Annotated in this window: 20 protein-coding genes; 4 read left to right on the top strand and 16 right to left on the bottom strand. The window is 40.9% G+C overall.

Annotated features, from left to right (window positions below):
* Positions 1-4: 4 nt before the first annotated feature.
* Positions 5-688, bottom strand: a complete 684-nt coding sequence (gene rplC / locus G630_RS0117925) for a 50S ribosomal protein L3 (RefSeq protein WP_022761339.1) — start codon at positions 686-688, stop codon at positions 5-7.
* A 144-nt stretch (positions 689-832) separates the two neighbouring features.
* On the bottom strand, positions 833-1,144 hold the full coding sequence (rpsJ, locus tag G630_RS0117920) for a 30S ribosomal protein S10 (RefSeq protein WP_022761340.1): 312 nt from the start codon (positions 1,142-1,144) through the stop codon (positions 833-835).
* A 481-nt stretch (positions 1,145-1,625) separates the two neighbouring features.
* On the opposite strand from rpsJ, the gene G630_RS0117915 reads away from it, so the two are divergent.
* Positions 1,626-2,489 (top strand): class I SAM-dependent methyltransferase, encoded by an 864-nt coding sequence (locus tag G630_RS0117915; RefSeq protein ID WP_022761341.1) that lies wholly within the window; start codon positions 1,626-1,628, stop codon positions 2,487-2,489.
* A 116-nt stretch (positions 2,490-2,605) separates the two neighbouring features.
* Here the strand turns inward: G630_RS0117915 and G630_RS22720 are convergent, their stop codons facing one another.
* The 9 genes from G630_RS22720 to G630_RS23950 all read right to left on the bottom strand — a co-directional run bounded on the left by G630_RS22720 (position 2,606) and on the right by G630_RS23950 (position 11,708).
* Positions 2,606-3,463 (bottom strand): GTP pyrophosphokinase, encoded by an 858-nt coding sequence (locus G630_RS22720; RefSeq protein WP_081668048.1) that lies wholly within the window; start codon positions 3,461-3,463, stop codon positions 2,606-2,608.
* A 146-nt stretch (positions 3,464-3,609) separates the two neighbouring features.
* A complete protein-coding gene (locus G630_RS0117905) occupies positions 3,610-4,839 on the bottom strand; it encodes a bacterial transcriptional activator domain-containing protein (RefSeq protein WP_026499386.1) in 1,230 nt (409 codons plus the stop codon).
* A 108-nt stretch (positions 4,840-4,947) separates the two neighbouring features.
* Positions 4,948-6,030: a nucleotidyltransferase family protein gene (locus tag G630_RS0117900; RefSeq protein ID WP_044959880.1), complete on the bottom strand. Its 1,083-nt coding sequence runs from the start codon at positions 6,028-6,030 to the stop codon at positions 4,948-4,950.
* 31 nt (positions 6,031-6,061) lie between these two features.
* A complete protein-coding gene (locus tag G630_RS0117895) occupies positions 6,062-6,748 on the bottom strand; it encodes an acylneuraminate cytidylyltransferase family protein (RefSeq protein WP_026499384.1) in 687 nt (228 codons plus the stop codon).
* Between the two features lie 19 nt (positions 6,749-6,767).
* The gene (neuB, locus tag G630_RS0117890; RefSeq protein WP_026499383.1) at positions 6,768-7,766 is read right to left on the bottom strand and encodes an N-acetylneuraminate synthase; all 999 of its coding nucleotides are present in this window, start codon (positions 7,764-7,766) and stop codon (positions 6,768-6,770) included.
* Positions 7,767-7,796: 30 nt separating this feature from the next.
* Positions 7,797-8,441 carry an acetyltransferase gene (locus tag G630_RS0117885; protein WP_026499382.1) on the bottom strand — a complete coding sequence of 215 codons (645 nt, stop codon included), beginning with the start codon at positions 8,439-8,441 and terminating at the stop codon, positions 7,797-7,799.
* Positions 8,442-8,545: 104 nt separating this feature from the next.
* On the bottom strand, positions 8,546-10,390 hold the full coding sequence (locus G630_RS0117880; RefSeq protein WP_026499381.1) for an AAA family ATPase: 1,845 nt from the start codon (positions 10,388-10,390) through the stop codon (positions 8,546-8,548).
* An 82-nt stretch (positions 10,391-10,472) separates the two neighbouring features.
* Positions 10,473-11,018: a Uma2 family endonuclease gene (locus G630_RS22715; protein ID WP_049946296.1), complete on the bottom strand. Its 546-nt coding sequence runs from the start codon at positions 11,016-11,018 to the stop codon at positions 10,473-10,475.
* A gap of 54 nt (positions 11,019-11,072) precedes the next feature.
* A complete protein-coding gene (locus G630_RS23950; RefSeq protein WP_049946295.1) occupies positions 11,073-11,708 on the bottom strand; it encodes a helix-turn-helix domain-containing protein in 636 nt (211 codons plus the stop codon).
* Positions 11,709-11,901: 193 nt separating this feature from the next.
* Between G630_RS23950 and G630_RS0117865 the strand changes: the two genes are divergently transcribed.
* Both G630_RS0117865 and G630_RS25220 read left to right on the top strand, forming a co-directional pair.
* Complete coding sequence (locus tag G630_RS0117865) at positions 11,902-12,711, top strand: hypothetical protein (RefSeq protein WP_026499380.1); 810 nt, start codon at positions 11,902-11,904, stop codon at positions 12,709-12,711.
* Positions 12,698-13,495, top strand: a complete 798-nt coding sequence (locus G630_RS25220; RefSeq protein ID WP_049946294.1) for a hypothetical protein — start codon at positions 12,698-12,700, stop codon at positions 13,493-13,495. Before G630_RS0117865 ends, G630_RS25220 begins: the two co-directional genes overlap by 14 nt.
* Before the next feature lie 49 nt (positions 13,496-13,544).
* Here G630_RS25220 and G630_RS0117855 read toward each other — a convergent pair whose 3' ends face one another.
* The 5 genes from G630_RS0117855 to G630_RS0117835 form a co-directional block, all read right to left on the bottom strand.
* Positions 13,545-14,624, bottom strand: a complete 1,080-nt coding sequence (locus G630_RS0117855) for a hypothetical protein (protein WP_026499379.1) — start codon at positions 14,622-14,624, stop codon at positions 13,545-13,547.
* Between the two features lie 38 nt (positions 14,625-14,662).
* A complete protein-coding gene (locus tag G630_RS0117850; protein ID WP_026499378.1) occupies positions 14,663-15,325 on the bottom strand; it encodes a PIG-L deacetylase family protein in 663 nt (220 codons plus the stop codon).
* Positions 15,322-16,212, bottom strand: a complete 891-nt coding sequence (locus G630_RS0117845) for a formyltransferase family protein (RefSeq protein WP_026499377.1) — start codon at positions 16,210-16,212, stop codon at positions 15,322-15,324. The genes G630_RS0117850 and G630_RS0117845 overlap by 4 nt, the downstream gene beginning before the upstream one ends.
* Positions 16,209-17,384, bottom strand: coding sequence for a UDP-N-acetylglucosamine 2-epimerase (gene neuC / locus G630_RS0117840; RefSeq protein ID WP_026499376.1), 1,176 nt, complete (start codon positions 17,382-17,384; stop codon positions 16,209-16,211). The genes G630_RS0117845 and neuC overlap by 4 nt, the downstream gene beginning before the upstream one ends.
* An 89-nt stretch (positions 17,385-17,473) precedes the next feature.
* Complete coding sequence (locus G630_RS0117835; protein WP_026499375.1) at positions 17,474-18,808, bottom strand: ATP-binding protein; 1,335 nt, start codon at positions 18,806-18,808, stop codon at positions 17,474-17,476.
* 385 nt (positions 18,809-19,193) lie between these two features.
* Between G630_RS0117835 and G630_RS24465 the strand changes: the two genes are divergently transcribed.
* A partial coding sequence (locus G630_RS24465; protein ID WP_081668085.1) for a transposase zinc-binding domain-containing protein occupies positions 19,194-19,404 on the top strand: 211 nt, incomplete at its 3' end.

Genomic DNA, 19,404 nt, shown 5'->3' with positions numbered 1-19,404 from the left:
GAAATTATGCCTCAACCTTTGTGGTTTCCTTGATTGTTACAAGTCCCTTCTTAGGTCCGGGTATTGCGCCCTTTACAAGGATCAGATTCTTGTCTGCATCTACACGAACAACCTCAAGATTCTGAACTGTTACCTTTACGCTTCCCATGTGACCAGGCATTCCTTTTCCTTTGAATACACGGCTCGGATCAGAACTGGATCCGTTAGAACCCTGATGACGGTGGAACTTAGAACCATGAGCCATGGGTCCTCTGTGCTGACCATTCTTCTTGATGGCGCCCTGGAATCCCTTACCCTTGGATGTTGCTGTAGCATCAATCTTGTCACCAGCGGCGAAGATGTCTGCCTTGATCTCGCTTCCAAGCTCATACTCAGCTGCGTTCTCAAACTTGAACTCGCGAACGAATCTCTTGCATGATACGCCAGCCTTCTTGAAGTGACCCTGCTGAGCCTTGTTTACACCATGTGCATGTACGATTGTCTTCTTGCCGTTCTTGTCTCTGTTGATGATCTTTTCTTTCTTATCAACATAGCCGACCTGAACTGCACTGTAACCATCGTTCTCAACGGTCTTGATCTGTGTTACTACACAGGGGCCTGCCTGTAAAACAGTTACAGGTACAAGTGAACCGTCTTCGTTGAAGATCTGAGTCATACCGATCTTCGTAGCTAAGATAGCCTTCTTCATTGTATTTACCTCCTTATTACATCTACAGCGGATGCTTAAATCGTTCGCAATGTCGTCTCAATTGCCCTTGGGCAACTCTCCAGTTTTACGGCATCATGCGTCTCGCATCATACTAGTAGAGGTTTAACATTAGTTGCCGATGAATTATTTCATCTTGATGTTGATGTTTACACCTGCGGGCATCTCTAATCTCTGAAGAGCCTCAACTGTCTTAGGTGTAGGTGTGATGATGTCGATCAGTCTCTTGTGTGTTCTCTGCTCGAACTGCTCTCTGGAATCCTTGTACTTATGTACAGCACGGAGGATTGTAACTACTTCCTTCTTAGTCGGAAGCGGTACAGGTCCGCTAACCTGAGATCCGTTCTTCTTTACTGTTTCGATGATCTTCTTTGCAGATGCATCTACGAGCTGATGATCATACGCCTTAAGTGTAATTCTCATTACCTGATTTGCCATAAAAAAAGTCGCCTCCTTTTCGCACTTTAATTAGATAAGTACGACAAGCGGTGACTGTACACTCTCCCGTGTGTGTCATGGACTCAAACCATTCTCATCCTGTTCTCACACGTCGTTTCTGCTAGCATAGCTTCGCAGACAAATTGTTTGTACAGTGACTTGTCGTCAGATTGTCTGACCTTGCGGTCTCTTGACATTCGCTCCACGGAAAACCTGTCTCACTGGATAAGACAGCAACCTCACGCTTCACAGCTATCATGTCACAGCATGGATAACTATATCCCATTTTTTCATTTCATGCAAGCGTTATTTTCAAAATTAATCACTTTTTAATAATAATAGGCAATTTTAGCTGCTTTGGCTTGATGTTTTTTAATCTATTTTATGCATAGCCTAGTTTTTTATGCATTTTGGGATAAAATCTTTACTTGTTTCTTCTATAATATAAGTGTAATGATAAACAATAGCAAGGAGTACTTCTATGTGGATTGCAGATAATTGGAAAGATTACGAAGTTATTGATACCTCCGGCGGTGAGAAACTTGAGCGCTGGGGTGATTATATGCTGGTCCGTCCGGATCCGCAGGTAATCTGGAACACCAAGAAAAAGCACATGGGCTGGAAAAAGTGGAACGCCCGTTATCAGCGAAGCAATAAAGGCGGCGGTGAATGGGATTTCCGTTCACTCCCTGAAGAATGGACTATTAATTATAAGGAACTTACTTTTCATTTAAAGCCCTTCAGCTTTAAACACACAGGACTTTTTCCGGAGCAGGCTGCCAATTGGGATTGGTTTTCAGACCTTATAAAAAATGCGGACCGCGATATTAAGGTTCTTAACCTCTTCGCCTATACCGGCGGTGCTACAGTATCCGCTGCCAAGGCGGGCGCTGCCGTAACCCACGTCGATGCCGCCAAGGGCATGGTCCAGTGGGCAAAAGAGAATGCTGCTGCTTCAGGTCTTGCAGATGCTCCTATCAGATGGCTCGTTGATGATTGCGGTAAATTCGTCGACAGAGAGATAAGACGCGGCAATCACTATGACGGAATTATAATGGATCCGCCTTCCTATGGAAGAGGCCCCAAGGGCGAGATATGGAAAATTGAGGACTGTGTATATGATCTTATACTTCGAAGTGTTCAGTTGCTTTCTGATAAGCCTCTTTTCTTCCTTATTAACTCATATACCACAGGACTTCAGCCAGCAGTTCTTTCCTATATGATACATACAGCAATTGATCCTATCCACGAAGGAACTGTAGAAGCAGACGAAGTCGGACTTCCTGTTTCTTCAAACGGACTGGTTCTCCCCTGCGGCGCCAGCGGCAGATGGACTGCAAAATAATATAATCTGGCAATTTTTCAAAATAATAATCACAAAGAAAAAATGCCATCCCGTTAACCTTCATAACGGGATGGCATTTTTCTTCCTTATATATAAAGAACAATTTTATACATACATCATTCTGCTTTCTTCTTGCCGCGCTTGCGTGCTGCATTCTGCTCAGCCTGAATCTCACGTCTTATGATCTCCATGGTCTCGCAGTCAGCTCTCTCCTCCTCTTCGGTAGGAGTCATACCATAGGGCTTACCGTCACCGGCATCAATTCGCTCACGTATCTGCTGCATTCTTCTGTCAAGCTGATTGATCAGATCTGCACTGAACTTCAGATCCTCAGAGATAAGCTCAGCATTCTCGATATCCTTCTTATACTTCATCTTATGTTCAAGACTCGCCCAGAAATCCATCGCAATGGTTCTGAACTGCACTTCAACCTTCATGAACTCTTTGTTTTCAGTAAGGAAAATCGGAGTCTCTATTATAATATGAAGACTACGGTAGCCACTGTCTTTCGGAGTCGCGATATAATCCTTCTCTACAAGTACATGAACATCGTCCTGCTTTTTCAGACAATCAGCGACCATATAAATATCATCAACAAAAGAACAGATAGCGCGGCATCCGGCGATATCCGAAATATTACTCTCGATATTTTCAATCGAAAACGGGATTCCCTTGCGATTTAACTTTTCGTAGATGCTAACGGGAGTTTTGATCCTGCTCTTTATATTCTCAAATGGATTGCGATTATTTTTAAGTGATAGTTCCTTATTAAGTATCTCTAACTTGGTTCTGACTTCGGATAATGCGCAATCATACTTCATCATCATCATCTGGAATTCCTGCACCTGCCCTCTCATGATAAGCAGCTGCTCGATTTCCTTCTGTGATACATTGCTAACGTTTAACAGTGACTTCTGCTCATTGGTCATCAGCGTCCTGTCGAGCTGAGTCAAGTCAAGATTTCCAATAGCCATGGGCATTCCTCCAAATAACTAATATGCCCCCTCCATTACAATTATATCACTATCATTTATTTAATTATGAACTAAATATAAAGCTTTTATAATGTTATGGATAAAACATCACATAATTCTAAAAAATCTGAAAAAAACTTTCCAAATTACTCTTCGTCATTCTCTGCAGCCATATCTGCATAAGAAATGATGCGATAGTTGAGTGTAGCTCTGGGTCCTGCCAGGACCTTAAGTCTGTCCTGAAGACGTCTGTGTACCAACATGCACTCCTCAACGCCGGTTCCTGTAAGAAGTACGAGATACTGCGTTCTGGAATATCTGCAGAAAGCATCACCGTGTCTTAAGGTCTCGTTTATAGCCACTCTGAGGGACTCCATACGTCTCTCAGCCTTTTCCTCCTGTCTGATCTCCTTGCCCTCGTAATCGGCGATTGTGAGAAGAAGAAGGAAAACAGTAAGACCGTGTCTCTCCATATTCCTGCTGAGAATCTGATAAGAAGCTCTCATCTCAGGATACAGGCACTCGTAAGGGCCACCCTCTTCCTCAAGCACAAGACCGCTCTTAAGCCCATTCTCACTGGAATCCTGGCTAGTTGCATGATCTTCGGAGAAAGCGGCATCCTGAAGCTCCTGATAGCAGCGCTGCATGTTATCTGTAGGCGCTATTCCAAGCTCCTCAGCATAATATCTGATCATCTCCTCATAGAGAGAATATGCCCTCTTATAATCCTTCATAAGCCTGTAGGCATCGATCTCTCCAACCTGCCACTCACAGTCGGGATCGATTGCTGACGCATTATGAAAAATCTTAGCCATAGCTTCGTAGTTCCCGGTAGCTCTGTAATAGCCCGCAAGGAAATCTACGCACTCCTCATAGAGAGTCCTTAAATCCTCACTCTTTTTGGATATCCAGTAAAGCTCGTTAAGCTCAGGCAGGAAATTGCCCTTATAAATATCGAAGGCCTTCTGGTAGCTCTTTGCTTTATCCTCATCCTTTTCGGAATTTCTGGCATTGTTTATAAAAGCTGTAAACTCAACGTTATCAGCTGTAGCCTCAACGCTTGGATCAGCCTTATAAAGACCGTCTGAGAATATAAACACATTACCGCCCGGAATTCCGGCCTTCTCAGCAACCTTCCTGAACTGATAAATCAGGTTGTTCATACTGTTGTTGAGGTTACTCTTCACATTAAGATCTTCCGAGTAGATATCATCCTGAAGATCTTCCTTCTTAACCCCTTCGCTTCCGGCAGAAAAAACTCTTGCCACAAGCTGAATATACTTAGATGCGCGGTTTCTGCCGAGAGTAATCTCCTTACCATTACACTCAATACCAAACGCACCTAATGTTTTGATGTATAACTTTGTTTTTTTCATAACTTTTTTCGCTTCTCTCCATACCCATTAAAATATGTTCTATTGTATCATAAAATCACAAATTATTGCGAAAATATTACCACACAAAACTCAGAATATGATTGGTCATCACAAAACCTCACTTATTCTGTCTTCCATTCGCTTCATCTCCTGGAATTCTCCCATATCAAGGAAAGACATCTCGCTTATAGGATACATGCCCACTCTGCCGCCGCTTTTCATAAGGTCATCGGCCAGATCCGTCATGTGGTACATAACACCCGGAGGTATCATATTAAAGCATGCAGGATTCACGACATACATACCCGTATTAACAAAATAGGAAAGATGCGGCTTCTCCCTGATAGCCGTCACGAGACCTTCCTTCTCAGCATCCAGAACCCCATATGGAATAGGAAAGTTTTTAAGTGAAGAGACAATCGTTATTCCATTCTCGGATGCAATGTGGTGCCTTATTATACTGTCATAATCGGCATCGATAAGTATATCGCAGTTCGTCACAATCACAGGTCTTTCGAATTTTTCCTGAATAAGTCTGATGCTGCCGGCGGTGCCAAGAGGCTTATCCTCTTCAACATACACAATTTCATAAGGAACCTTCTGCTCTGCGAAATAGGACTTTATCATCTCCTTTTTATAATTCACCGTCAGATAGAACTTTCTCGCCCCATATTCGTGGAACCTGTTCATGATTCTCTCAAGAATAGGAATATCGCCCACAGGGATCAGCGGCTTGGGTAAAATCTTGGTGTAGGGATAAAGCCTTGTGCCTTTACCACCCGCCATGATAATTATCGGTGTGTCGGAGAGCGCAAGATCTGCCGCCTCAATGTAATCAGCCTTACTCTTATCCCGGAAAATAATATTAACAATTTTATTTTCCTTATCAAGGATCGGAATAGACGTAATATGTGCGCTGTTCATCAGGAAGTTGCACTTGTCCGCCTCATTTTCATACAGAAATCTCGGCGTTTTAAACGCTGCCATCATGACATTGTCATTAACATCTCCCGACTTCAGTATCCATCTTCTGATATCGCCGTCAGAGATACTCGCCACAAGAACACCGTCATCTTCCACTATGTACAGAATACTTCTGGTATTAACATCAATTTTCTGCATAGCCTGAAGTATGGTTATATCCTTTGTTGAGATGAACTTTTCAAGAGTGTTGTTATTTTCTTCCGACATACGTACCCCCTCATGGCTGTTGTCAGCTTGCTTATAAACCTCTATTCATCAGCAATTCCGCATATAAAAAATCTTCTTCATTATCTATATCAACACTGGAACGTGTAGACATCACATAAGCATAGCTTCCGTCTCTGTAGAAAAAATTGTCCTTGGCAAAAGCTACTATATCCGCAATATAAATCGAACCATTTAAGCGATATGACTTTTGCATCTTCTGCCTCTGATTAGCTCCGGCTCTCTCTATAAAGCCGTCCATACTCAAACTCTCAGGCAGTGTCCCGCACCAGGAAAGTGGATGCTCCGTCTCACACACGGAGACAACAAACTTCGCCTTCTTTTCAATGAAAAGATCATAGGCTCCTCGTATATCTTCAGCAGTCCTAAGGGGAGATGTCGGCTGAAGGAGACAGAATGTATCGAAGCTTTTACCCATCTCCGCGTACTTCTCAATCACTTCCGTAACCGCATCCCAGGAACTGGCCGAATCCGAAGCCGTCCTTTCACTTCTTAAAAACGGAACCTCTGCGCCAAGCCCTCTTGCAATCTCTGCATATTTCTCAGAGTCCGTCGACACCATAACCGCATCAAACACTCCGCTACTTAATGCCGCATCAATCGTATAGCCCATAAGAGGCTTTCCGTTCATCGGCTTTATATTCTTATCCACAAGCCCCTTCGAGCCACTCCTCGCGGGGATTATTGCAAGATTCTTCATATTGTGTGCCTCATACTATTCAAAGCTCTATCAATTCATCCTCTGCAAAATCGCGCTTAGCTGTCTGTCCAATGATCTCATTCCACCTCATGGGTGAAATGCCGGTACCGGGCCTCTTAGTAGTGAGATTTTCTTCTGTGAAAATTTCACCGGCCTTTATTTCTTTTGCCGCAATTATGCTCTTTCTTACCACAAGCCGGTTCTTAAGTTCAGCTTCGGTAGGCTGCTTGGTTCCATCACCCAAAGCCTTTTCAATATTTCTCACCGAAAGTACCATCTGTCTCAGTTCATCAGGCTCAAGCGACGCCTTATGATCCGGGCCTTCCATATTTCTGTCCAGTGTAAAATGCTTCTCAAGAACAGTTGCTCCAAGTGCTGCTGCTGCTATCGGAACCTCTATCCCCTGTGTATGATCCGAATATCCTACATCACACCCAAACTTCTCCTTAAGGGCAAGCATCGCTTTTAGATTCACATTCCCCATCGGTGTTGGGTAATTTGTTGTACAGTGAAGTATGGTCAGTTTACCTGTCCCATTTTCTTTAAGAACCTTCACCGCATCTGCAACCTCATCCATGGTGCACATCCCGGTCGAGAGAATCATATCCTTGTTAGTCTTAGCTATCTCTACAAGGTATGGATAATTGGTTATCTCTCCGGATGGAATCTTCCATATATCAAGGAGCGGATCAAGAAACCTTATACTTTCTATATCAAAAGGTGTAGACAGAAACTGTATTCCCACTTCCTTGCAGTAGTTTGCAAGTGTAATAAAATCATCAAAAGGAAGAAGGAGTTTTGAGAGCATATCCTTCTGTGATTCTTCCTTACCGATGTTATTCTTTTGATATTCTGCCATGGGCGCACTTTTGGATACCAGGCTTGAAAGCTTCGCAGTCTGGAATTTTACAATATCTGCGCCGCATTCTTTAGCAGTATTCACAAGCTTTTTTGCAAGTTCCAGCGAACCGTTATGATTCACGCCCGCTTCAGCGATGATTAATACTTTATCTGCCAATGCTCATCCCTCATAAGATACAATTACAGATTAGTTCCATCTTCTAAGTATTCTGGCCGGAGCTCCAACAGCCGTGCAGGATGCTCCGATATTTTTTATAACTACTGATCCGGCGCCGATAATCGCATCATTCCCAACTTCCACACATTGCAGAATAGTTGCTCCCGCACCAATCAGTGAATTGGCACCAACCTTACTCTCGCCGCACACCTTGGTTCCGACCGCCACATGAGCAAAATCACCTATTTTGCAATCATGCTCCACTATAGCTCCCGTGTTGATTATGGCGTTATCCCCAACAGAAGCTCCTGCGTTTATAACTGCAGTTTTCCCAACAAATATCCCGCTTCCAAGCTTGGCATCCGCAGCCACAACAGCGGAGGGATCAATGATGTTAGGAAAACTAAATCCCAAATCTTTCGCCATGAAAAACAATTTACTTCTAAGACCGCTCGGCTTAACAAATCCCACAGTTATAAATGCATTCTTAACGCCACCAGCCAAAAGCTCAGGCAGCTTATCATCACCGCCCACAACCTCACAGCCAAGAATCGTATCCCCAGGCTTAAGATTCACATCCGTTATATAGATTTTCTCGAATTTCCTGGACCTGAGCGCCGCATCAATCACTGACTTGCAATGCCCGCCGCCACCTATCATAACTATGCTTTCCATGTGGGTTCCTCCGAGAGAATTGTGCTAACAAATCAATATATTCCTAAGATATATTATACTCGATATTTCGTACAACGTGAACATCCGGCCTTTCTTAATTAGAGTCACATTTCAGATAAATACTCCTCAACGTTCCTATATTCCATGCCATCTGAAAGTATCTCTGTTTTTCCGGAATATAGAACACATCTCTTTTCAATCATTCCATATATCGCCCTAACGTGATCCAGTTTCTTCTCATCCATAAGATGCTTCCACTGATTATCTGCTCGTTCGCCGCTGTGCTTTATTTCATACAATTCACAGCTGTCGGTTTCCTGATCATAAATGACCATATCAATCTCGCCGACATCGAACTGCAGCTTAAATACACGCTTATTCTTCCCCAGAGCCTTCTGCGTCTCTAAGAGAACAATATCCTCAAGCATTATTCCACGTACATCTTCAAGAATTTTACTTGAAATAAGCAGTTTTTCGCGTTCGCTAAGTGATTTAAATTCTTCATTCCTCATAAGTAAATACACAAGCGCCTGTGCCTGGCAGTACCTCATTCCCGGTTGAGTAAAAATTGTACGCCAAAGGTCACCTGCTCCAGCATTAGATTCAATTTTTATATATTCGATTAAATCCAAAGCTTTCAAATACTCTTCAATTTCCGAAAGGACCTCTGCAGAGATTTCCTCTGAAAGTTCACCCTTTTCCTTTATTTCAAGTATCCCTTTTAGTTTTTTCATAACTCCGGATATGTCTATCTCATCAAGCGCGTCTGTCCTTTTCTCAGGTTCTCTTGCACTTCTAAGCATCTGTGCAGATGACCTAAGATCCCTTGAAACAAACTCCTTCAGAATGACTTCCTTGGTAAAATCATGATTCATATCTTGAATAATTCTATTGATGACATTCGTGAGTTCATGGGCATCATATAACCTTTTCAGATTCCTAAAATGAGTCCCTTCCTCATAACAAGCCAGAGAATGTTGAATATTTTTGCATATCGCTGTATCGATATAACGTCTGGTGCTCTCATCATCTCTGAATGATGCCTCCTCAAAATCCTCGTCATCTCCAAATCGAAGTTCCCCCGCTTTTAATGTTCCGCCATATCGAATATAGTCATCTATGCTGGTTATTCCCAAAAGCCTTGCATGCTCCCTGTACGAAATATATGTTGTGTGTACCATAACGGCACGATCATATAACTCTTCATTTGAAGCAAAATAAAATCCCAAAGAATCCGTCCCTGACATTATTATCTTTAGTCCCTGAGCAGCATAGACATCTGAAAAAAGTGATGCAGAATCAATAAAGTCACTGATCAAAGTAACTTCATCAATGAACAGATACTTAAATCCGCTCTTTACCGCCAGCTTCATAGCCTTATTCATTTCAGCCATCGTGTCTGCAGTCGTTGCCTTAATATATAGAGATTTATCAAAATCAACTCTCTTCATACCTAGAAGGAGCTGTCTTAAAAGTGTTGTCTTCCCGGTACGTCGAAGTCCATATATCAGACATACTTTATCAGACTGCCTTCCATAGATATACTTTTCCAATATCCCATAGCAGTCTCTTCTCTCCAGTCCTTTAGCTGCCTCTGCCATATTTCTTAGCGAGTCTCCATATATTGCATTTACTTCAAAATCAATGCTTTTAGAAGCTATAGTCTTTCCATAGGCTGCACCAGCTTCCATCAGATAGCGTTCCTTATGCCCATTTTCAGCTTTTCCAAGACTCCTAAGATCCTTCTGAAGTTCCTTTCTAAGCTCTATCTGTTTCCGAAGAATTGCAGCACTCTCCTCGCTCACGCTGTCATAATGCATCTTCCCATTATCATCCTTCCATTGATGATAATGGTATATTTTGTCGTTAATCTTCTTCTGAGTGACATAGCCCCTTGGAAGTTCACTAATCCTCTTATTCAGTTCAAAACTTTCATTATAACTATTCATGATCATTAACCTCTAAAGTAATTTTAACCCCAATTAACCCATGTGTCTATAGGTTAATTGGGGTTAAAACATTTGAATTACATCAAGACTTATTTAAATAATCCACATTCCAATCAGCTATTTCTAAGCATATCTCCGGAAACATCCTAGAATAAATAGTCGTGTCAAACTCAAACACATCCACATGCGTATTATCTTCTTCAAAACAGTATATAACCGCTGTCCTTTTCTCCGGATTTATCAACCAATATTCTTTTACATTGGCATCCATGTATAATTTTAGTTTTGTCACATAATCATGATATAGATCTTCAGGTGAAGTTATTTCCATGATCAGATCCGGAACCTTTACAATGCACCTCTCAGCAATTATCTTTCTATCAGTAAAGATCATCAAATCCGGCTCAACTATAGTACGCTTTCCAAGTTCTAATGCAACCGGTCCTGGCATCATATGCAGTTTTCCCGCTGACTGATCACATTTATCCATGATTTGACACATAATTTCACCTAGAAGATCCTGATGTGCTATTCCCGGATGTACCCTTTGATAAAAATCACCGTCTATAAGTTCAATCAAAGCATACTTTGGTGTATTATAATAATCCTCTTTTGCGTGCTTTTCCATATTATCCCTCATAACTCATATCCCAAAATCTTTGTTACAACACTACAAGCCATCTCAATCCCACGCATCCAATTTCATTATTTTTTTTGAGTTCCACATCGCTATAAGAAAATGCTTATAATCTTCATACCACGCCTCTATAACAGGTTTTACATACTTAGAAAATCCACCCTTTATAGTTCCGGTCAACATATCAATAGTTCCAAGAACATCTTCATCAATATAGTAAACATCCAGGACCGGTTGTCCTTCAAAACTCGAATCAATATATACTTCTACATCATCAAAATCCGCAATTCTTACCTTTGATTCTCCTCCATCTAAATTCGGTTGCCGTTGCTCAGCCCTTTTCTCCTCCAACTTGCGTGCATAGTCAATAAGATGTGCTCTGTCAAGCCAGTCCATATCATTGAACATCTCAATAAGTTCACGTTCTTCTGTCCCTCTTGGAAGCACCATATAATCCATCTCCCGACCTCTGCAACTATCCTCTGTAACCCCAGAAAGCAGATACTCAGGAGTCACGCCCAAAGCCGCACATATTGCCATAATCTTATCCGATCCCGGATTTGTATTCTTTTTCCGCCAATCACTAATGGTAGTTGTTGCTATGCCGGTTCTATCTGAAAACTCTTTCTGTGTCATGTTTTTTTGTTCAAGCAGATAAAAAATCTTTTGTCCTATGGTCATATATGCCCTCCGAGCCAATATCGTTATTTACGGATATTGTATCATTCCTTTTCAAATATCGTCAATTACGGATTTGTAGTGTGCCGAATTGATGTTTTATTTTACTTACGTCATATAATACATTATAATTGCACTATAGATATCATTTATATTTTACTAACGTCAAAATCACATTCACTTATGAGGTACTTATATGCCCACAATAATTAAAGAAAAGCAAGACCTAACCTACCTGAAATGGTCTCATATAAGGCACTCCGGCAGAACTGCAGGCACTTTTCTGAAATCCTCTTCCACACTCGGAAGGAATAAGGAGTATTATAAACTCTCACTGTTTGATTCAGAAAAAGGCATAATCGGACACGAGTGCATTAATGAAATTATTGCAGACAGGTTACTGACAATTCTTGGCATAGAACACCTTAGCTACATTCTTATAAACGCAGACATAGCTGTTGATGGCAAAACTTACAGCACTTATCTATGTGCTTCGGAAGACTTTAAGAAACGAGGCGAGAGCAAAATCGCACTTGATGATTATTACAGAACAGGTGCCGATCCCGGAGAATCCAAATACGATTTTTGTGTAAGAATGGGCTTCAAGGAATACATAGACAGAATGATAGCCTTCGACTATATAATCCTCAACAGAGATCGGCACGGGGCCAACATTGAAGTCCTGAGAAACTCAAGGCAACACACGTTAAGAATAGCCCCCTTATTCGATCACGGCTCTTCTCTTTTATGCTCATGCCTTACAACAGAAGATGCTTCTGTCTTTGATATTATGGCAGATAAGCCCTGCAACAATTACATCGGCACACGTTCATGTCTGGAGAATCTGTATATGATAAAAGAACAAAAGAATCTCTTTCCAAATAAACTCAGAGAGGCGGATAAGAGCTTTCTGTTTGACGGTTTAGATGACATATTGCCTGATATTTTCATAAATAAAATCTGGGATATGGTCTACGAGAGGTACTTATTCTATGAGAATCTATGAGATCTTTGATAAGGAAAATGATATATCTATCGGAGTCCTTTTATATTATGAAAAAGAAAGAACCTTCATAATAGAGCTCCAGGAATACCTTGACGAGTGGAGTGCGCCGCTCCTGGTGACAAACTATGTTAAAAGGGGCACATTTACAATTCCCCGTGACATAAGTTTTTTATGGGTTAAAGAGCGCATAATCCCGAACAGCCGACAAAACATAAGCGATATCCTTAACACGCATGGCCTCAGGGAATATGATGAAATAAAATTCCTTGAACTATCGCATGGCCGATGCTCTCAGGACAGTCTGTATATAAAAAAGATTGATGAATTGCCAGAGTATGTATTAGAACGTCAGCGAAAGAACCTTACTAACTGCACGATTCTGGGCGGCACCTTTTTGCTGTGCTTTTTTGAAGATGACACCGTTAGAAAAATCGACCTGCGAACTCTCAGTTATCTTCCCGATGTGGATGCTGTCATAAAAAACAACGCGCTTTTTTCCTCCTGCAAAATTGGCACAGATGGCTACTTTATCACGTTTAACGACTCTATTGATATTCCTTCTTACATATTGTATGAAGCAGGTACTTTTATACCACTAAGACCGCAGGACTTCTTCCTGTTTGCAAAAAACAATCTCGCAGACACCACCGAATGCTGCGAGATGTTAGAATGCACCAGACAGAATCTGTCCTATATGGTAAAACGCGGACAGCTTACTCCTGCGAAGAAAAATGTGAAAGGAAACCTTTTTTCAAAGGGTGATGTGATGAAGAATATTTGGTGATAAGATGTCTATGTCTTAATTTATTTAGAGCCCCTGCTGAAAAGAGATTCTATGAATAGCCATGTAAAATCTTCATACGCTCCATAAACATCCTATAATCATCATCTCTGCCCTCAAACCACTCAGGATCCACCTCGCTTATCCGGTTCATCCCGATTTTGTTTACCGCCTCTATCGCAGCCTGCCTTTGAGTTATTCTTCTCGGAAGCGTTGTCTGACAAAGAGCTCCGTCAACATTATCATATGCTTTGAATGCCTGATTGAAGTCCATAAGATCATGAAGCCGTAATACCTTTCCGGTCTCATTATCAATCAGCAATCCCCAGTTTTCCCAGTGCCTGTCCGTATTTCCCACTAGATAATCAAGAATATTCATCATATAATATCCGTATCCATCCAGTTTTATGATCTCATCAATCGGATCCATATCATGATTAACAGCGTAAATATCAAATGCTGCTCTTGTCGCAATACTATATTTCTTGCTGGTCATTATCTTACTGACAGACACAAGGTCTCCATCAAAGTTTTCTTTCTCATACAAAACCTGATTGCATTTAAAGCATCTGCAGATTTTGCTGGCCAGAATCTCATTCTCCACATTTTGAATATCGCCATCTTTGTATAACCAAAATCCGTCCTCTTTCCTAACCCAAGCCTTAGGACATACTCCGCTTGTCGAAATGTCATCTGCTATGAGGTGCGCATTATCTACTGTCATAGCCTTGCCCCTAAGAGACAAGTCGACAAATGCATTATCCAAATGATTATCGTAAATATTTATATCATCAAAGGAGACTATTTCATCATCCGTTTTCACCCAATAAATATCTTTAAGGGATAAGCAATGATAAGAAAGCGCAACCTTTGCCCTGTCCTTATCAGTTGTTCCTTGCTGTGCTCCTATACTGCTTAGTATTTCCTTTGCATACTCACGATCTAATGTCAAAACTCTTGATGCACACCAATAATAAAAATTTGTAAGATTATTAACAAGAGTATCTACATCGGTTGCTTCTTCCAACCACAAATCTAAGGGCATAAAGGCAGAATTATGCACTTTTGCGATACCATTATCTGCTATCTCAGCAATAATTCTATTGTCATGCATTATTTGCCAATTACTCATCGCATCTCCCATATGCCACTTATGCAGCAGACTTTATACTAATCTATTCTCCCCTTTACAAGATAAAATGCTTCGCAATTATTATAATAACCGGTAGCACCCCTGTATGCGGCTAATCCCCTGATTGCGTTAGCATTTCTGGGGAACGGCTCCGTATCAACCTCACTTTTGTAAATATTCATAATTTCTATCTTACGTTCCACATAACCGTCTATATTGATAAAAACATTCGGAACAAACCCGCTTTCCTGCTGTGCCTGGTCCGTTTCCGATAATATCTCCATGCTTAATACAGTCTTCAGATATGGTGCACGGAACGATTTTGTACATGAATAAACCATATCAAATATCAGACGATGATCTGAATGAACATCAAAGCGATATGGTATTAGCAACAACTCCGGCTTTACCTCTTCAAAAACGGTCTTAAACCTTGAAATAAGCTGTCCGGTTTCATATTTATCAACTCCGGCAGGCTCAAGTCCAAAATCCCAGAATCCATCAAAAGAATATGCCTTCTTCACAGCTTCAATCTCAGCATTTCGTTCATCGATTCTCTCCTGCTTATATCCATATTCTGTCTTCATATTGGTGACATTGAGCCAATAGATTTTATGACCGTTTTCTTTAAATTTTAACAGAGTACCACCGGCTCCCAGTGTCTCATCATCCGGATGCGGCGAAACAACCAACACATTCATCTAAGATACTCTCCTTCACTCAAACTTACTTTATCGCAATCCAACACATGAACAATTCCGTCATATGCTTTTATTTCAAAATCCGTCTCTGAATTGACCTTCAGCACTTTTCCGGGTTCTATATTTTTATAAGTTTCGCATTTTTCGGCTTTGCACTTCCATACTTTAATCTCTGTCTCACCGTACATGAAATGTGCACCAACATACGGATGCGTCAAAGCTCTTACCAGATTGTAAATCCCGTCACATGACATTCGCCAGTCAATTTGCCCGTCCATGCGTCCACGTTTTCGCCATGTATTACCGGCTTTCGGATCTTGCGGCATCCGTGATAATAAATCATTGCTAATCTTATCTGTAAACTCTATCACCTGATCTTTAGCAGTTTGAAGGACTTTGTCATATAGCGACTGTGCATCATCCTCATAGTCAATAATGATTTCCTTTTGGCTGATAATCTCTCCCGTGTCTGCGCCTTCATCCATCACAAAAAATGTAGAAGCTGTTTTGTCTAAACCAAGCGCAAGTGCCCATATAAGAGGATGTCGTCCTCGGTTGCTCGGTATCGCTGCCGGATGAAAACCGATTACTCCGTAATTTGGTAATGACAAAAGTTCTTTGCCAATCAGTCTTGACCATCCAAAACAATAAATCACTTCCGGATCCTTGGATCTGACAAATTCCATCGTCTCTTCATCGTTGATATTCTTTGTGACAAAGCAGTCAATTCCATATTGCTCAGCCAGTGGAGCCAGAGAATGGAAATCCGCATTGGAAGCTGAACTCTCCATCGTTATAACTCCCGAAACCATCAAGCCATTCTCCAACATATGTCTCAAAATAACATATGAGCTCTCTACACATCCTATAAAAATCGTCCTCTTCACCCGTTCACCTCTATATCATAAAAATTCTTTACAATTCCTATGTTTCCGTCTTTTTCAAATATGGAACGAATTATTTCTGTAATTTTCTCAGATGTATTTCCATCTCCAAAAGGATTTGTCATCGCTTTGACTTTCTCTCGAAAATCATCGCTAACAGCTTTTTTCATAGCATCAATGATTGCTTCGCTTTCGGGCTCGCAGCATATAACACTATCCGGCATAAGCCTTCCTTTTTGCCTATCTCCAATATTTACTGTAGGAACATGCAGGCAAGGAGCCTCAGTTATACCGCTTGATGAATTTCCAAGAACAATACAGCACCCCTTCACCGCACTTAAATATCGTTTGACACCAAGCGATGTTACAGCAACAACATTGTCCCTTTTTTCCGCATATTCATCTATACGGCTGTTTATATATCTTCCACCTGCGTCTGCATTTGCCTTTGTAATGATATATTTCATATCCGGGAACGCATCCATAGCCTCCATCAGCTTATCAAACTGCTCAACCCCACTGTTTTCTTCCAATGTAACCGGATGAAATGTTACAACCGCATAATCACCGGATAAGTCGATTCCAAGATCTTTTCCCAAATCTTCTCTTGAAATAAATTCAGTATTCTTAGTATTTTCAACAGCTAATGCTCCGACATTAAATACCCTGTCCGGCTGTTCGCCCATCTGTATTATTCTGTTTCTATAAATATCTGTACTCGCAAAATGGAGCTGGCTCATCTTCGTGATGGAATGACGTATAGCTTCATCAATCAGACCCTCTGTAGCCTCTCCGCCATGAATATGTGCAATAGGTATCTCTGCTACCATCGCAGCCATACATACCGCCATAGTCTCATAGCGGTCTCCCAGCACAATCAGCAAGTCCAATCTGTTATTGGCAAAATAGTCCCCAAACCCGGTCATAGCCATTGCCATGTTATTTGAAATATCCTTAGGAGTATCGCCCTCCGTAATACACTCTATTTTCTCTGCAATTGGAATACCTGCTTCCTCTATCTCTTTATATGTATTGCCAAATGCCGGGGAGAGGTGCATACCGGTAACAAGCACTCTTGTATCGCAGAATTCTTCTTCGAGTAATCTCAAAATAAGAGGCTTAAGAAGTCCAAATTCAGCTCTTGTAGCTGTTAATACACCAATTTGTTTTTTCATGCTCGGATACTCCTAACATCTTATAATAATTCTCTTGCATTATTCTCCCAAGTCTTCCATCTGTCATCAGTTTTCCTAATAAACAGCACTTAAAGTCGCTCTAGAATTGGTAATTCAACATCATCATTTACAAACGCGCACATATAAATCGGCATGTAAATAAATTTACCGTCAACAGAAATATCACAATTAGCAAAAACAAACGCCTTTTGTACTTCATATTCCTTATTATCTGTAACTTTATTTATTGCTGAATGAACAGTATAGTCTTTCCCGCTTTTCACTTCTATCGGAACAACATGGAAATCATTCTCTATCACAAAATCAAGTTCTCCTATGCTATGGCTGTTATAGTAATAGCTTTCAATACCATGTGCATGTAGTTCCTGCGCAACAGCATTTTCGTATACCCCGCCAAGATTAACTTTATTATCATCAGCAAGTATACTTGCTTTCATAGCCCTGCCATACTGACCGGTAAGTAATCCAACATCCGAAGAATACAATTTTACAAAGGAACTCTTTTCATTCTGTTTAAGAGAAACTCTTGGCTCTGTCGCTTTATATGTTGTTATCACTACCCCTGCCGCCTTCAGCCATAAAAAACTGCTTTCTATTCGTTCAAATTTCAAGCCTTTTTTTATATCAGCATAGTTAAATCTTTTATTCTGCCGTAATAATTCCGTTGGCATCAGGTCATATATAGAAATGAGCTTTAGTTTCTTTTCCTTTTCTTCATATTTTGTAAAATCCCTTTTATACAGTTCTATTATATTATTCTGTATTTCAGTAACTACTGAAATGTTCCCGGTAGTTATATATTCCTTTACTGCATCCGGCATACCACCAACTACGAGGTACCTTCTAAAATGCTCCATCATTTTGGAATTGACTGCATCACCGACCTCACTCTTTTGACGAAAGCACTTTTTTAAATAGGCAAGTGTTTCCTCTGTTACTCCGGAAGCAGCTAAGAATTCTTCAAAATCCAACGGATACATCTTTATTTCTGTCATATATCCAACCGGCGCTGATCTCAGATTTTTGAGTTCGATTCCAAGAAGTGAACCGCTAAGCACATACTTAAACCGGCCATCATCCACCCAAAACTTTATCCTGGTGACAATATCCGGAACTTCCTGAACTTCATCGATAAATATTATTGTTTTGCCGGGTACAAACTTATAATTTGTAATAGCCGAGACGTTAACAATAAAATCATCAACGCTCATTGCCTTTTCTATAAGCGGTATTACCTCCGGATTCTCAATTAAATTTATTTCTAAATAATCCGCGCTTTTTTCATTAAGGCACTTCCGTATGGTATATGTCTTCCCAACCTGTCTTGCTCCGCTTACCAAAAGCGCCTTATCAGAATTATCTATCCAATCTAAGAGCGATTTTTCTACTTTTCTTGCAATCATATAAGATTCCTCCTATATTGATTGTAAGACATTTCGCCACTTTTGCAACCGTTATCGAATTGTTTTTGCCACTTTTGCAATGATTATTTAATCATTTCTGCCACTTTTGCAACAACCCTTGTGCTAGTCAAGAAAAGTAGAACACGATTTCATCCGGGCATCCTCTCGCGCCAAGCACAAAATCGTGCATTCATATATATTATATCGTCATTTCGATTATTTTAACAATTAATTATTCATGAATTTGTGAGACTTTCATCCACTGCAAACAGAGCTAAGTTATGCAATCGTACTCTAAAAAAGTGCCTACGGCACCTCAACTCCCCTGCCCCTCAATCATGAGGGGTGGGGTTGTTTTTTGCCTCAACTCATTCATAATGATTTTATGAAACGAAATACTCTACAAGATCTGTTCCGCGATCATTATGAAGAAATTCAATATACTCTTCATCCCCGCAAGACCGAAATAGAAAACATCGATAAGATGATCAATTGCGGGGATCCTGCTTATGGCGGCGCCATGTACGGCTGCCCTGATTGTGGTACTCTCAAATTTATTCCCTTTCGTTGTCATTCAAGATTCTGCCCTACATGCG

This window comes from Butyrivibrio sp. WCD2001 (assembly GCF_000424485.1).
Lineage (GTDB): Bacteria > Bacillota > Clostridia > Lachnospirales > Lachnospiraceae > Butyrivibrio.
The sequence above is the reverse complement of the archived record's forward strand: the minus strand, read 5'-3'. Positions and strand labels throughout refer to the sequence as shown.

What these genes read in the sequence shown, in the direction of transcription:
- rplC (WP_022761339.1), bottom strand. Translation starts at nt 688, where the DNA reads ATGAAGAAGGCTATCTTAGCTACGAAGATCGGTATGACTCAGATCTTC.
- rpsJ (WP_022761340.1), bottom strand. Translation starts at nt 1,144, where the DNA reads ATGGCAAATCAGGTAATGAGAATTACACTTAAGGCGTATGATCATCAG.
- G630_RS0117915 (WP_022761341.1), top strand. Translation starts at nt 1,626, where the DNA reads ATGTGGATTGCAGATAATTGGAAAGATTACGAAGTTATTGATACCTCC.
- G630_RS22720 (WP_081668048.1), bottom strand. Translation starts at nt 3,463, where the DNA reads ATGGCTATTGGAAATCTTGACTTGACTCAGCTCGACAGGACGCTGATG.
- G630_RS0117905 (WP_026499386.1), bottom strand. Translation starts at nt 4,839, where the DNA reads ATGAAAAAAACAAAGTTATACATCAAAACATTAGGTGCGTTTGGTATT.
- G630_RS0117900 (WP_044959880.1), bottom strand. Translation starts at nt 6,030, where the DNA reads ATGTCGGAAGAAAATAACAACACTCTTGAAAAGTTCATCTCAACAAAG.
- G630_RS0117895 (WP_026499384.1), bottom strand. Translation starts at nt 6,748, where the DNA reads ATGAAGAATCTTGCAATAATCCCCGCGAGGAGTGGCTCGAAGGGGCTT.
- G630_RS0117885 (WP_026499382.1), bottom strand. Translation starts at nt 8,441, where the DNA reads ATGGAAAGCATAGTTATGATAGGTGGCGGCGGGCATTGCAAGTCAGTG.
- G630_RS0117880 (WP_026499381.1), bottom strand. Translation starts at nt 10,390, where the DNA reads ATGAATAGTTATAATGAAAGTTTTGAACTGAATAAGAGGATTAGTGAA.
- G630_RS22715 (WP_049946296.1), bottom strand. Translation starts at nt 11,018, where the DNA reads ATGGAAAAGCACGCAAAAGAGGATTATTATAATACACCAAAGTATGCT.
- G630_RS23950 (WP_049946295.1), bottom strand. Translation starts at nt 11,708, where the DNA reads ATGACCATAGGACAAAAGATTTTTTATCTGCTTGAACAAAAAAACATG.
- G630_RS0117865 (WP_026499380.1), top strand. Translation starts at nt 11,902, where the DNA reads ATGCCCACAATAATTAAAGAAAAGCAAGACCTAACCTACCTGAAATGG.
- G630_RS25220 (WP_049946294.1), top strand. Translation starts at nt 12,698, where the DNA reads ATGAGAATCTATGAGATCTTTGATAAGGAAAATGATATATCTATCGGA.
- G630_RS0117855 (WP_026499379.1), bottom strand. Translation starts at nt 14,624, where the DNA reads ATGAGTAATTGGCAAATAATGCATGACAATAGAATTATTGCTGAGATA.
- G630_RS0117850 (WP_026499378.1), bottom strand. Translation starts at nt 15,325, where the DNA reads ATGAATGTGTTGGTTGTTTCGCCGCATCCGGATGATGAGACACTGGGA.
- neuC (WP_026499376.1), bottom strand. Translation starts at nt 17,384, where the DNA reads ATGAAAAAACAAATTGGTGTATTAACAGCTACAAGAGCTGAATTTGGA.
- G630_RS0117835 (WP_026499375.1), bottom strand. Translation starts at nt 18,808, where the DNA reads ATGATTGCAAGAAAAGTAGAAAAATCGCTCTTAGATTGGATAGATAAT.